This is a genomic window from Kutzneria viridogrisea DSM 43870, from assembly GCF_000525635.1.
GTDB lineage: Bacteria > Actinomycetota > Actinomycetes > Mycobacteriales > Pseudonocardiaceae > Kutzneria > Kutzneria viridogrisea.
In genome coordinates this window covers 9,373,113-9,385,901 of the sequence record NZ_CP007155.1, presented here as the reverse complement: position 1 = coordinate 9,385,901, position 12,789 = coordinate 9,373,113, and the positions used below count along the sequence as shown (strand labels likewise).

At 70.8% G+C, this 12,789-nt stretch carries 13 protein-coding genes; 9 read left to right on the top strand and 4 right to left on the bottom strand.

Features of this window, described 5'->3' with window-relative positions; genetic code table 11:
• Window positions 1-7: 7 nt before the first annotated feature.
• Complete coding sequence (locus KALB_RS41245) at window positions 8-517, bottom strand: DUF2505 domain-containing protein (protein WP_025361538.1); 510 nt, start codon at window positions 515-517, stop codon at window positions 8-10.
• On the opposite strand from KALB_RS41245, the gene KALB_RS41240 reads away from it, so the two are divergent.
• Window positions 504-1,634: a UDP-N-acetylmuramate dehydrogenase gene (locus KALB_RS41240; protein ID WP_081789752.1), complete on the top strand. Its 1,131-nt coding sequence runs from the start codon at window positions 504-506 to the stop codon at window positions 1,632-1,634. The two genes, KALB_RS41245 and KALB_RS41240, sit on opposite strands and share 14 nt — an antisense overlap.
• A 152-nt stretch (window positions 1,635-1,786) precedes the next feature.
• Complete coding sequence (locus KALB_RS41235; RefSeq protein WP_025361536.1) at window positions 1,787-2,788, top strand: chymotrypsin family serine protease; 1,002 nt, start codon at window positions 1,787-1,789, stop codon at window positions 2,786-2,788.
• On the opposite strand, the gene KALB_RS41230 is transcribed toward KALB_RS41235, so the two are convergent.
• The gene (locus KALB_RS41230) at window positions 2,785-3,525 is read right to left on the bottom strand and encodes an SDR family NAD(P)-dependent oxidoreductase (protein WP_236650127.1); all 741 of its coding nucleotides are present in this window, start codon (window positions 3,523-3,525) and stop codon (window positions 2,785-2,787) included. The genes KALB_RS41235 and KALB_RS41230 overlap by 4 nt on opposite strands.
• 165 nt (window positions 3,526-3,690) lie before the next feature.
• On the opposite strand from KALB_RS41230, the gene KALB_RS41225 reads away from it, so the two are divergent.
• The 6 genes from KALB_RS41225 (at window position 3,691) to KALB_RS41200 (ending at window position 10,739) form a co-directional block, all read left to right on the top strand.
• Window positions 3,691-4,824 carry a L,D-transpeptidase gene (locus tag KALB_RS41225; RefSeq protein ID WP_148309857.1) on the top strand — a complete coding sequence of 378 codons (1,134 nt, stop codon included), beginning with the start codon at window positions 3,691-3,693 and terminating at the stop codon, window positions 4,822-4,824.
• 316 nt (window positions 4,825-5,140) lie between these two features.
• Window positions 5,141-6,001, top strand: a complete 861-nt coding sequence (locus KALB_RS41220) for an alpha/beta fold hydrolase (protein ID WP_051913295.1) — start codon at window positions 5,141-5,143, stop codon at window positions 5,999-6,001.
• Window positions 6,002-6,006: 5 nt separating this feature from the next.
• Window positions 6,007-7,275: a D-inositol-3-phosphate glycosyltransferase gene (mshA, locus tag KALB_RS41215; RefSeq protein ID WP_025361532.1), complete on the top strand. Its 1,269-nt coding sequence runs from the start codon at window positions 6,007-6,009 to the stop codon at window positions 7,273-7,275.
• A gap of 43 nt (window positions 7,276-7,318) precedes the next feature.
• A complete protein-coding gene (locus KALB_RS41210) occupies window positions 7,319-7,846 on the top strand; it encodes a type III secretion system chaperone family protein (RefSeq protein WP_030110848.1) in 528 nt (175 codons plus the stop codon).
• A 74-nt stretch (window positions 7,847-7,920) separates the two neighbouring features.
• The gene (locus tag KALB_RS41205; protein WP_158510897.1) at window positions 7,921-8,772 is read left to right on the top strand and encodes a DUF4349 domain-containing protein; all 852 of its coding nucleotides are present in this window, start codon (window positions 7,921-7,923) and stop codon (window positions 8,770-8,772) included.
• 398 nt (window positions 8,773-9,170) lie between these two features.
• A complete protein-coding gene (locus KALB_RS41200; RefSeq protein ID WP_025361529.1) occupies window positions 9,171-10,739 on the top strand; it encodes a 4-coumarate--CoA ligase family protein in 1,569 nt (522 codons plus the stop codon).
• Between the two features lie 69 nt (window positions 10,740-10,808).
• On the opposite strand, the gene KALB_RS41195 is transcribed toward KALB_RS41200, so the two are convergent.
• Complete coding sequence (locus tag KALB_RS41195) at window positions 10,809-11,120, bottom strand: putative quinol monooxygenase (RefSeq protein ID WP_025361528.1); 312 nt, start codon at window positions 11,118-11,120, stop codon at window positions 10,809-10,811.
• 122 nt (window positions 11,121-11,242) lie between these two features.
• On the opposite strand from KALB_RS41195, the gene KALB_RS41190 reads away from it, so the two are divergent.
• Window positions 11,243-11,536, top strand: a complete 294-nt coding sequence (locus KALB_RS41190; RefSeq protein WP_148309855.1) for a hypothetical protein — start codon at window positions 11,243-11,245, stop codon at window positions 11,534-11,536.
• 4 nt (window positions 11,537-11,540) lie between these two features.
• Here the strand turns inward: KALB_RS41190 and KALB_RS41185 are convergent, their stop codons facing one another.
• Complete coding sequence (locus tag KALB_RS41185) at window positions 11,541-12,719, bottom strand: hypothetical protein (protein WP_148309854.1); 1,179 nt, start codon at window positions 12,717-12,719, stop codon at window positions 11,541-11,543.
• Window positions 12,720-12,789: the final 70 nt, after the last annotated feature.

The window sequence follows — 12,789 nt, the reverse complement described above, 5'->3', positions numbered from 1 at the left end:
TGCGAGGTCAGGAGCTGCGCTCGGCCAGCCAGCCCGCGGTGTGCTCGGACTCCTTCTGGAGCAGCTTGACCACCTGGGCCGCGATGGTCTCCTCGATCTTGCCGCCGAACAGCGGGATGTTCACCACGACCTCGCCGCGCATGCCCAGCACGCTGCCGCCGTCGGCCCCGTCCACCAGCAGCATCTGCCCCTTGATGTGACCAGGCACACCGGGGATGCCCGCCTGGACCGTGCCCTGGTAACCGCCGTTCGTCGCGGGCTGCCAGGTCTCCGTGCGCTCAATCACAAGATCGCCCTTGAGGAAGCTGCGCACCGCGGGCGGCAGGTCCGCCGACGCGACCCCGTGCCGCAGCCGGAACCGCGAGTTCCCGTTGTCGGAGCTGTGTTCCAGCAGCGTGGCGCCCTTGCCCCCGAGCACCGTCAACCGGTCCTGGAGGTAGGTCGGATCGACCAGTGCTGCGTGCACCTGGGCGGCGGTCCACCGGGTGGTCGCCCGGTGCTCAATGCGGCGTGCCATGTCGCGGAGGCTACCGTTGACGTCTGTGACCACCCCGCTGTCCAGTGCCGAACTGCGCAGGTCCGTACCGCTGTCCGGGTACACCACCCTGCGTCTGGGCGGCCCTGCCGCCCGTTTCCTCCGTGCCACCAGCTCCGCCGAGGTGGTGGACGCGGTGCGTGCCGCCGACGCCGATGGCGATCCGCTGCTGGTGCTGGGCGGCGGCTCGAACCTGGTCATCGGTGACGAGGGCTTCGACGGGCTGGTGGTACAGGTCGCCAACACCGGGCGCGGGGTGGACCGGGTCGGCGACGGTCTCGTGCAGCTCACGGTCGAGGCCGGTGAGGACTGGGACGCCACCGTGGCCAACGCCGTCGAGCAGGGCCTCGGCGGCCTGGAGTGCCTGTCCGGCATCCCCGGCCTGGTCGGTGCGACCCCCGTGCAGAACGTCGGCGCGTACGGGGTGGAGATCGCCGACATGCTGACCTCCGTCGACCTGCTGGACCGCCGCAGCGGCCGGGTGCACCAGGTCCGCGCCGAACAGCTCGGTCTGACCTACCGCAACAGCGTGCTCAAGGGCACCGACTCCGCGGTCGTGCTGCGCGCCCGCTTCGCCCTGCGCGACGGGGGTGAGTCGGCGCCGATCCGCTACGCCGAGCTGGCCAGGGTGCTGGGCGTGCAGATCGGCGAGCGGGTCCCGGTCGGCGCGGCCCGCGAGGCGGTGCTCGAGCTGCGCCGGGGCAAGGGCATGGTGCTGGACCCCGCGGACAACGACACGTGGAGCGCGGGCTCCTTCTTCACCAACCCGATCGTTGCCGACGAGGAGCTGCCCGAGGTGCTGCGCCGCATCGGCGAGCGCGTCGGCGCGGACACCGCCGTTCCGCGCTACCCGGCCGACACCGGCAGCACGAAGCTGTCGGCGGCCTGGCTGATCGAGCGCGCGGGGTTCGGCAAGGGCTTCAGCGCGGCCGGTGACAGGGTGTCGCTGTCCACCAAGCACACCCTGGCGCTGACCAACCGCGGCCAGGCGTCGACCGCCGACCTGCTCGCACTGGCCGGGCAGGTCCGCGACGGGGTGTTCGCAGCCTTCGGCGTGCGCCTGGCAGCCGAGCCCGTGCTGGTCGGTTGCGCCCTGTGAGCTGATCGCAGCAGCGCGCACTGCTCCGTTCCGGGCAACCGGTTCGGGAGGACCCGTTCGGCCCAGCGGCTGAACGGGTGACGCCGAGTGACGTCCTACTCACCACGCGTGTTACATGGTAGATGGGGGATTCGCGCGTCGAGGAGGTCGCCATGACCAGCGCGGACGAGTTGGTCCGGTCGGGCATCAGACCGGTCAAGCGGCGGGTCGAGGACGACCTGCTCGCGCTGCGGGGAGTTGTCGGCGTGGACATCGCCGAGAAGATCACTGCCGGTGAGCGCACCGGCCAACTGGGGATCACCGCCTACGTCAGGGAGAAGCTGCCGCTCGCCCGCATCGCACCCGGCGAGGTGCTCCCCGCCGAGGTCGAGGGCGTCGCCGTGGACGTGGTCGCCGACGAGTTCGTGCTGCACCGTGCGCTGCTGGCCCAGGACGCCGAGTTCCCGGACGCCCGGGGCGCGGAGCGGCACAAGGTGGTGCTCGGCGGCATCAGCATGGGGCCGGCGCGATCGATCCTGTTGTGCCCGCCGGACGCGCCGCGGACCGGGGAGTACGTGATCGTGGGCACGCTCGGCGCGCTGGTCACCGACCGGTCCGGCAATGGCCAGGTCATGGGCCTGACCACCTTCCACGCCGCCTGCGTGGACGACGCCTGGTCGGTCGGCGACTCGATGGTGCACCCCTCGCGGGCCGACGGTGGTGGCCAGGACGACTCGATCGGCACGCTCTGCCGCGCCGCGCTGTCCGGCTCCGTGGACGGGGCCGCCGCGCTGCTGGTGACCAGCCACCCGCACCGTGCGTCCATCGTGGACATCGGCCCGATCACCGGCACCGCGGTCGCGACCCGTGGCGCCGTGGTGCGCAAGCGCGGCCGTACGACAGGGCTGACGATGGGCCTGATCACCTCGACCGACGCCACGCTGAAGATCGACTACCGGGACGGGCTCGGCGTCCGCGTACTGCGCAACCAACTGCGCGTCGAGGTCGTCGGCGGCGGGGTCATGGGCGACTACGGGGATTCCGGCGCCGTCCTGGTCGACGTGGACAACCGCGTCGTCGGCCTCTACTTCGCGGGCAACCTGTCCGGCACGGCCGCGTTCGCCAACCCGATCGACCGGGTTCTCGACGAGCTCGACGTAGAGCTGATCACCTAGGGCTCGCGGTGAGCCCTGGTCGCCGACGCCTGGGCGCGCGGCTTCATGACGATCTGGTCCAGGTTCACGTGCGCGGGCCTGGTGACCGCGAACGCGATCACGTCCGCCACATCCTCGGCGACCAGCGGGACCAGTCCCTTGTAGACGTTGGCCGCGCGCTCGGCGTCACCGTCGAAGCGGACCAGCGAGAAGTCGGTCTCCACCATGCCCGGCAGGACCTCGGTGAAGCGCACCGGCTTGCCCAGTTCCTCGCCGCGCAGGGTGCGGTGCAGCGCCGACTGGGCGTGCTTGGCCGCCGTGTAGCCGGCGCCGCCGTCGTAGATCTCCTGCGCCGCGATGGAGGTGACCGTCACCACGTGGCCGTCCCCCGACGCGACCAGCTTCGGCAGCAGCGCCTTGGTGAGGCGGAGCGTGCCCAGCACGTTCGTCTCCCACATCCAGCGCCAGTGGTCCTCGTCCGCGGCGGCGACCGTCTCCAGGCCCGCGGCGCCGCCCGCGTTGTTCACCAGCACCCGGCAGTCCTGGACCTGCTCGCAGAACGCCGCGACGGACTCGGTGTCGGTGACGTCCAGTTCCAGTGGCGTGCCGTCGATCTCGGCGGCGATCTTCTCCAGCCGGTCGAGGCGGCGGGCGCCGAGCACGACGTGGAACCCCTCGGCGGACAGTCGGCGGGCGGTGGCCTCGCCGATGCCCGAGCTGGCTCCGGTGACGATGGCGGTGGGGCGATCGGTGCTCACACGCCGATCCTGCCTCCTCCCGACTCGGGTTGCGAAGCGACCTCCGGTGAGCAAGCTCACAGGCGGAAACGATGACTGATTCACCCGGCCGAACGTCCCCCAGAACGGAAGCAACTTCGGGGAGGTAAGTAAGTGAGAGCGCGGACACGCTTGGCGGCCACTCTGGTGACAGGCGCTGCGTTGCTGCTCACGGCGTGCTCCGGCGGAGCTGGTACGCCGCAGACGCCAACCAAACCACCGGCCCCGCCCGCCAAGCTCACCTCGGCCATCGCCGACGGCAGCAAGGACATCACGGTCAACACCAAGCTCACGCTGACCGCGAGCGACGGCAAGGTCGGCGAGGTCAAGCTGGTGGGCAAGTCCGGGACACCGGTCGAAGGGCGGCCCTCGGACGACGGCAAGACCTGGACGAGCACCGGTCGGCTGGAGTTCGGCGAGACCTACAGCTACGAGGGCAAGGCCCTCAACGCCGACGGCAAGGCCACCGAGTTGCGCGGCAGTTTCAGCACTGTCGCGCCGGGCACACTGGTGCGCGGCATGCTCAACATCGACGACAACGGGACCGTCGGCATCGCCGCGCCGATCATCATCCAGTTCGCCGGGCACGTGGAGGACCGGGTCGCGGCGGAGAAGGCCCTGTCGGTGAAGTCCGAACCCGCCACGACGGGGGCCTGGGGTTGGCTGCCGGACAACGACACCGGCTCGCGCGTGCACTGGCGGCCGCAGAACTACTGGGCGCCCAACACCAAGGTGACCGTCACGGCCAACCTGTACGGCGTGCCCTACGGCCAAGGCCGCTACGGCAAGGACGACGTCACCTCGACGTTCACCATCGGCCGCTCGCAGATCGTCAAGGCCGACGTGAACACGCACCGGATGACCGTGATCCGCGACGGCGCCGAGGTGGCCAGCTACGACGCCAGCATGGGCTCGGGCGCGAGTCAGGACCGCGTCACCAGGTCCGGGATCCACGTGGTCACGGAGAAGTGGGAGGACAAGGTCATGTCCAACCCGCCCTACTACACCGATGCCCGCGAGCGCTGGGCCGTGCGGATCTCGAACAACGGTGAGTTCATCCACGCCAACCCGAACACCATCGGCAACCAGGGCAACAGCAACGTCACCCACGGTTGCATCAACCTGTCCACGGCCAACGCGCAGGAGTACTTCGGCACCGCGATCTTCGGAGACCCGGTGGAGGTCACCGGCTCCTCGGTCGCGCTGTCCTCGGCCGACGGGGACATCTACGACTGGGCACTGGACTGGGGCCAGTGGCAGGCACTCTCGGCGCTACGGTGACACTTTTTGTCAGGGTTTGACACGGGCGTGTCAGCAATGATTCGTCGTTGCTCGAGTGCCTGCGCGCTGCTGGAGCGCTGCTGCACAGCTCGACTGCGGCGGCACAGCTGGAGTGCGTCGGCGCTGCTCAACCGCTGTGGCACAGCTGCGGTGCGTCAGCGCTGCTCGATCGCTGTGGCACAGCTGCAGTGGGTCAGCGCTGCTCGACCGCGGCGACACAGCTCGACTGCGTCAGCGCAGCTCGACCGCTGCCGCCTAGCTCGAATGCCTCAGCGCAGCTCAATCGCCGCCGCCCAGCTGAAGCGCAGCGACACAGATGGGAAGAACACGCCATGGTGCAGGTGTTGTGCACAGGGTGAGGGTGACCACGCCAGACGGAACACAACTCGCCGTGCACGAGACGGGTCCACACGGCGCGCCGGCAGTGGTGCTGCTGCACGGGTGGGCGGCAGCCGCAACGGCCTGGCCAGAGCAGATCAGCGACGAGCTGCGAGTGCTCGCCGTCGACCTGCGTGGCCACGGTGAGTCGGACGTGCCCAGCGGCGGCTACGACGACCCGGACGCCTGGGCGGGCGACGTGTCGGCGGTGCTCGACCACGTCGGCGCTCCAGCAGTGCTGGTGGGCTGGTCGTACGGCGGCCTGGTCATCACCGACTACCTGCGCCGTCACGGCACACGAGGAGTCGCGGGTGTCGTGCTGGTCGGCGCGATCACGGAGATAGGCCGCGGCCGATCGGGTGGGCACATCGGCCCCGCCATGCGCGCCGCGCTGCCCGACGCCCTGTCGGACGACCCGTCCCGAGCGGTGCCAGCGCTGCTCGACCTCACGGTGAGCATGACGGCCGACCCCGCGCCCGGCGCTGACGTGCAACGCGCGCTGGCGACATCGCTGCGGGTGCCCCCGTCCGTGCGTGCTGCCCTGTTCCGCCGCGATGTCGCCAGCGCGGACGTGCTCGAACGCGTCGACGTACCCGCACTGCTGGTGCACGGCACGAAGGACGCGGTGGTCGACCCCAAGGCCACGGACTACGCCGCCGGGCTCATCCCCGGCGCCGAGGTCAGCTGGTACGCCGACACCGGGCACATGCCGTTCGTGGAGCGCGCGGACCAATTCCGTGCTGACCTCGTCACGTTCGTGCACCGCTGCGCCACCACGGCGAGCAGGATCGAGTCGTGACACCGCTGCGCAGGATCGCCGTGCTCTCGGTGCACACCTCGCCGCTGGAGCAGCCGGGCACCGGCGACGCGGGCGGCATGAACGTCTACATCGCGCAGACCGCCACCAGGATGGCCAACCGCGGTGTGGCGGTCGAGGTGTTCACCAGGGCCACGTCCTCGGACCTCCCGCCGGTCGCCGAGCTGGCGCCAGGCGTCACCGTCCGGCACGTGGTCGCGGGTCCCTTCGAGGGCCTTGCCAAGGACGAGTTGCCCGGCCAGCTCTGCGCGTTCACCGCGGGCGTGCTGCGCGCGGAGGCTCGCCAGGAGCCCGGGCACTACGACGTCGTGCACTCCCACTACTGGCTGTCTGGCCAGGTCGGATGGCTGGCCAGGGAGCGCTGGGGCGTGCCGCTGGTGCACACGGCGCACACCCTGGCCAAGGTCAAGAACGCGGCGCTGGCCGAAGGCGACACCCCGGAGCCGAGGATGCGGGTCATCGGCGAGGAGCAGGTCGTCGCGGAGGCCGATCGGCTGGTCGCCAACACGGCGGTCGAGTCGCGCGAACTGGTCGACCTGTACGACGCGGATCCCAGCAAGGTGCTGGCCGTGCCACCGGGCGTCGACCTGGAGCGGTTCACCCCGGGCAGCCAGGCGGAGGCCCGTCAGCGGCTCGGTCTGCCCGCGGACGCGGTGGTGCTGGCCTTCGTGGGCCGTATCCAACCGCTCAAGGCCCCGGACGTGCTGCTGCGCGCGGCGGCGCGGATGGTCGCCGACGCACCTGGTCTGCGCGAGCGCCTTGTGGTGCTCGTGGTCGGCGGGCCTTCGGGCTCGGGCCTGGAGCAGCCGCGCGCGCTCCAGGAGTTGGCCGGGGAGTTGGGGCTGCTCGACGTGGTGCGGTTCATGCCTCCGCAGCGGGGTGCGGCGCTGGCGCAGGTGTACCGGGCGGCGGACGTGGTCGCGGTGCCCAGCCACAACGAGTCGTTCGGCCTCGTCGCGCTGGAGGCCCAGGCGTGCGGCACGCCGGTGGTGGCAGCGGCGGTGGGCGGCCTGCCGATCGCGGTGGTCGACCAGGTGACGGGCCTGCTGGTGCCCGACCACGACGCGGGAACCTGGTCCAGGGTGCTGGGCGAGGTGGCGCTGCGACCGGCACTGCGCGAGGAGTTGGCGAGCAACGCGGTGGGCCACGCGCGCAGGTTCTCCTGGGACCGCACCACCGAGGCGCTGCTTGACGGGTACGTCGAGGCACGTCGTGATTTCCTGTCGGCATTCGATCGACGGGAGGTGGCGGTGTGAGCGAGCTTGCGAGCGGATCATCGGGCGCCAGCGAGGTGTGCCGATGAGTCCGACGCTGGACGAGCTGGACGGCGTCATCGGTGACGTGCTGCGCGAGAACGAGATCAGCCACGACCGCAAGGGGCCGGGGCGCTACTTCGTCACGCTGCCCGGGACCAAGAAGCAGCAGACGAACTGCTGGCTGCTGGTGACCGAACACGCGCTCGTGGTAGAGGCGTTCGTGTGCCGCCAGCCGGACGAGGCACACCAGGACTTGTACCGATTCCTGTTGCGGCGCAACGCTCGCCTCTACGGGGTGCACTACACGCTGGACAGCAGGGGCGACATCTACCTGGTCGGCAGGATCGGCCTGGGCGCGGTCACGCCGGAGGAACTGGACCGCGTGCTCGGCCAGGTGCTGGAGGCCGCGGACGGGGACTTCAACACCCTGCTGGAGATCGGCTTCGCCTCGGCGATCCGCAGGGAGTGGGACTGGCGGGTCTCCCGCGGTGAGTCGCTGGCCAACCTCAACGCCTTCCAGCACCTGGTCGGCGCGGGACGGGACGAGCCCTCGGTGGCCGACGAATCCTGATTGTGACTTTCCACGGGCAACGCCCGCTCGGGCCGGCACCGTCACCGGTGCAGACCTGAGTGGGGAGGATTGTCGTGAAGTTACCGAGAACCCTGGTGCTCGCCGTGGCAGCGACCGCACTGCTGGCCGGGTGCACGGCGGGCGGGCGGTCGGAGTCGTCGGTCGCGGTGGCGCCGGGGGTGGGCAAGGCGGACGCCTCGGGCGGCTCGCCGCAGCAGAAGCAGCCGGTGGCCAGCACCTTCGCGCCCGCGGGCACCGGGCGGCAGATCGTGCGGACCGCCAACCTGGCGGTCAAGGTCCCGGACGTGCCCTCGGCGGTGAACAGCGCACGCAAGATCGGCACTGACGCGGGCGGCTACTCCAGTGATGAGAACAGCGGCGGCGGGCACGCCACGCTGACCTTGAAGGTGCCGGTGGACAAGACGGGCGCGGTGCTCGACCGGCTCGCCGCGCTGGGCGACACGACCAGTCGCACCGAGCACGCCGAGGACGTGACCGAGCAGGTCGTGGACGTGGACAGCAGGCTGGCGGCCCAGCGCACCAGCGTGGACCGGGTGCGCGCGCTGTTGGAGAAGGCGAACTCGATCGCGGACATCACGGCGGTCGAGAGCGAGTTGACCAAGCGCGAGGCCGACCTGGCCTCCCTGCAACAGCGGCACGACGCGCTGGCCGGGCAGGTCGGCATGTCGACGATCGCGGTCGACCTCAGCAAGTCCGAGGGCGCAGCGCCGCCCGCCGAGCAGCCGGGGTTCCTCAACGGGCTCGGCGCCGGGTGGACGGCTCTGCTCGGCACGTTGCAGGGCATCGGCCTCGCGCTGGGCGCCGTGCTGCCCTTCGCAGTGGTGATCGGCATCCCGGGGGCCGCGGTGTGGTGGCTGCTGCGCAGGCGCCGGGTGGTGGCACCCGAGGTCGCCGAGCAGGACTGAGGCGGAACACGCGGGGCGGCTGGAGTTCGAGGGGGAGTCGCAGCTCCCGCCGCCCCGCGTCAGGTTCCCGCCGCTGCGGCAGTCCTGGGCGAGGGGTGCCTCAGGAGGCCGGACGGGGCGTGTGGTCCGACGGGGGTGACGAACCACACGTGCTGCTTCCCGGCTCGGGGAGTGCGTGAGAGCCGATCCGGGCAGCCACCACAACTTGGCAGATCCCGGAACGACACCACAAGTAGATTCGCTGGTCTGTTCGAGTGAAACGACTCAGCTGGCGTAACGATTCGGTGAGAGAGATCATTTCTTGACCCCCTCGTGTGGGCTCGCTCACGATGGGGTGCTTGTGGCAGCGTCTGCCACCAATGACGCTGCAGGTGCCGAGGCGAACGAGGCAGGTAGGCATGGTCTTCCGCAGTCCCTTCCCTGATGTCGACATCCCGGACCTCCCAGTCCACGAACTGCTGTTCGGTGACGTCTCGGCCCGTGCCGACCGGCCCGCGATGATCGACGGGCCCTCCGGCCGGGTCATCACCTACGGCGAGCTGGCCGGGGCCGTCGACCGGGTCGCCGCCGCGCTGGCCGAACGGGGCGTGCGCAAGGGGGACGTGGTGGGCATCTTCAGCCCGAACACGCCTTACTACGCCGTGGCCTTCCACGGTGTGCTGCGCGCGGGCGGCACCGCCACCACGATCAACGCGCTCTACACGCCGAACGAGATCGCCAGCCAGCTCACCGACTCCGGGGCCAAGCTGCTGTTCACGATCTCGCCGTTCCTGGACCGCGCGGTGCCCGCCGCCGAGCTGGCCGGCATCTCCGAGATCGTCGTGCTGGACGGGGCCGAGGGGCACACCGGGCTCAGCGACCTGCTCGCCAGCACCGCTGCCGCGCCCCAGGTGGAGTTCGACCCCGCCGAGGACCTCGCGGTGCTGCCGTACTCCTCGGGCACCACCGGGCGGGCCAAGGGCGTCATGCTGACCCACCGCAACCTGGTGTCCAACCTGGTGCAGACCGGCCCGATGATGCACGTCGGCTCGGACACGCGGGTGCTGGCCGTGCTGCCGTTCTTCCACATCTACGGCATGCAGGTCACGATGAACCACCCGCTGTCCATCGGGGCGACCGTGGTCACGATGCCCAAGTTCGACCTGCCCGAGTTCCTGCGCATCATCGCCGAGCACCGCACCGACCGGGTCTACATCGCGCCGCCGGTCGCGGTGGCGCTGGCCAAGCACCCGATCGTCGACAACTACGACCTGTCCGCGCTCAAGGTGCTGTTCTCCGGTGCCGCCCCGCTGGACGAGGAACTCGCCGAGGCCGTGCACAAGCGGCTGGGCTGCGTGGTGCGGCAGGGCTACGGCATGACCGAGATGAGCCCGGTCAGCCACAGCATCCCGGATGCCCGCGAGGACATCCGCATCGGCAGCGTGGGACTGATCCTGCCGAACATGGAGAACAAGATCGTCGACCTGGCCACCGGCGAGGAGGTCGGCACCGGCGAGCGCGGCGAGTTGTGGTGCAAGGGCCCCAACGTGATGAAGGGCTACCTGAACAACGCCGAGGCCACCGCGGCGACCCTGGACGAGGACGGCTTCCTGCACACCGGGGACGTCGCCGTCATCGACGAGCGCGGCGTGGTCACGATCGTCGACCGGGTCAAGGAACTGATCAAGTACAAGGGCTACCAGGTGCCGCCCGCCGAGTTGGAGGCGCTGCTGCTGACGCACCCGAGCATCGCCGACGCCGCGGTCATCGGGGTCATCGACGCCGAGGGTGAGGAGGTGCCCAAGGCGTTCGTGGTGCGCCAGGCCGATGCCGAGCTGAGCGAGGCCGAGGTCATGGGCTTCGTCGCGGAACGCGTTGCCCCACACAAGAAGGTCCGCGTGGTGGAGTTCCTGGAGGCGATCCCGAAGTCCGCCGCGGGCAAGATTCTGCGCAAGGACCTGCGCAGCCGCGAGGCCGCCGCGAAGTGAGCCGACGGGGAACGCCCTGCGTGGTCGGGGCGTTCCCCTGACACCGAAAAGCGTTGCGCTGAGCGGGATTCAGGAGCTGGGCGTACCCTTTCCGTCCACAAAGGACAGGAACTCCACGCGCACGCCCGCGAGGTACTGCTCTCGCTCGGCGAGGAAGTGGCGCACGTGCGGCTGCTCCTCGTGGGCCTCGAACGCGGCCCGGTCGGAGTACAGCTCGTAGAAGACTCGGGCGAGCGGATCGCCGGCGACCTCGTGCACGGCGTACACGAGGGTGCCGGGCTCGGCCGACTTGATCAGCGGCAGCGTGCGGGCGGTGAGCGCGTCGAAGCCGAGGGCGGCTGATTCGTCGTGCAGCGTGAACAGGGCGGTCAATCCGAACACATGATCTCCTCTGGTCGTTCGGGCTTCACCGGATCGGTGCCAAGATCCGTCTGTCGGAGCTGATCAGCGAGTTGTACCGTGCCCAGCAGGCAGACGAGGCCGGTCGTCGCCGGACGGGAGTGGTGACCGTGCACAGCGACGAGGACGAGCCGGAGGGCTTCCAGGACGAGTTCGGCGACGACCTCGAGGACGACGAGGACTTCGACGAGGAGTACGACGAGGACGAGGACGAGGAGGACGCCGTCCCCGCCTACCGCGACCCGCGCACGGTCTGCCACTTCTGCGGCGGGGTCGGCGAGATCGCGCACCCGGTGCTCGGCCTGATCGCCGGGGTGCCCAGGACGATCAACTCCGGACGGGTGTGCCCGCTGTGCGAGGGCGCCTCGGCGCTGATCGGGCTCACCCCGCCGGTGTAGCGCCTCAGCCCACGTCGGCGGGGCACAGGCGGGGGCGCCAGCCGGTGCTGGTCCCGCTCGCGGGGAACACCTGGCGCGCCGAGCCGTTGCGCGCGTCCACCGACTGGATCAGGTAGTGGTCGGCCTGGTGCGGGCTCATCCACGGGCTCGTGCGCAGCAGGTACACCTGGTTCGGGTCGGCCACCGACCAGGCCAGCGACTCCAGTCGCGGCACCGAGTCGTCCAGCAGCGGGTAGGTGCTGGTCTGCCCGGAACCCAGGTCGGCGACGAGCAGCTTCGTGGGCTCCCCGGGACGCGGACCGGACACGCCGAGTGCCACTGCCCGGCCGCCCGCGGCCAGTGCGGCGGCGGCACGGGGCAGGAAGGCGGCGGCCACCTCGGTGAAGGCGGCGGCGGGCAGGGCGGTGAACTGGTCGCCGTCGATCCGCCAGTAGCTGTCCGAGGTGGTGCGGACCAGGGCGATCCCGTCGGCGGCGAGCAGGAAGCCGGTGGCCTCGGCCCCGTCCGGGGCGTGCACCACTGCGAAGTCCTGGCCCTCGGCGGCCCAGACGACCCGGGCCGCCGCATCGGACCCGGCGAGGCTGAACAGGCGTCCCCGGCCGTAGCCGAAGGGCAGGCCCACGTTGGACTGACCACTGCGGAAGGCGCCCTGGTACTGCCACGGGGTCGGGTTGAACGGCTTGGGCAGAGCAGCTGGGTACACGCCCAGCAGCACCGCCGCGTCGTTGCTGCGGCGCCGCAGCACAAGAGCACCGTCACCGCGCTGCTGGAGCGTGAGGACCTGCTCCCCGGAGCGGTCCAGGTCGATCGGCACCTCGCCCGCACCGACCACGAGCGTGCGTGCGGGCACCTCGGTGGCGCCGAGCGGGCCGATGCCCAGGGTGAGCGTCCTGCTGCCGTCGGGGTTGTCCCGGTCCAGGTCGAGCGCGTCGTAGAGCACCTGGCTCGCGCCCTGTGCGGCTCCGCTGACCGCCGCCGCGCTGTCCACCCCGCCGAAGCGCAGTCGGCGGCTCTCCCTGTTGTTCTCCGACACGGCCGAGCCGCCGGTGTACTGGGTCAGCACCGTGCCGCCGACCTCGTAGTACTCGGCGGTGCTGACCAGGTGGTCGGCGGACTGAGCCGGTGCGGTCAGCGTGCTGCCTGCCAGTAACAGCCCGATCGCCGGTGCGACCTGGTGCGGCATGTGGCCCACGGGGTTCCCCCATTCAGGCGGTGCGTGCGCACAAGGTATCGGTACCCGGTCGGGGCCGGGG

What these genes read in the sequence shown, in the direction of transcription:
- KALB_RS41235 (WP_025361536.1), top strand. Translation starts at nt 1,787, where the DNA reads ATGACCAGCGCGGACGAGTTGGTCCGGTCGGGCATCAGACCGGTCAAG.
- KALB_RS41245 (WP_025361538.1), bottom strand. Translation starts at nt 517, where the DNA reads ATGGCACGCCGCATTGAGCACCGGGCGACCACCCGGTGGACCGCCGCC.
- KALB_RS41240 (WP_081789752.1), top strand. Translation starts at nt 504, where the DNA reads ATGCGGCGTGCCATGTCGCGGAGGCTACCGTTGACGTCTGTGACCACC.
- KALB_RS41200 (WP_025361529.1), top strand. Translation starts at nt 9,171, where the DNA reads ATGGTCTTCCGCAGTCCCTTCCCTGATGTCGACATCCCGGACCTCCCA.
- KALB_RS41185 (WP_148309854.1), bottom strand. Translation starts at nt 12,719, where the DNA reads ATGCCGCACCAGGTCGCACCGGCGATCGGGCTGTTACTGGCAGGCAGC.
- KALB_RS41210 (WP_030110848.1), top strand. Translation starts at nt 7,319, where the DNA reads ATGAGTCCGACGCTGGACGAGCTGGACGGCGTCATCGGTGACGTGCTG.
- KALB_RS41220 (WP_051913295.1), top strand. Translation starts at nt 5,141, where the DNA reads ATGGGAAGAACACGCCATGGTGCAGGTGTTGTGCACAGGGTGAGGGTG.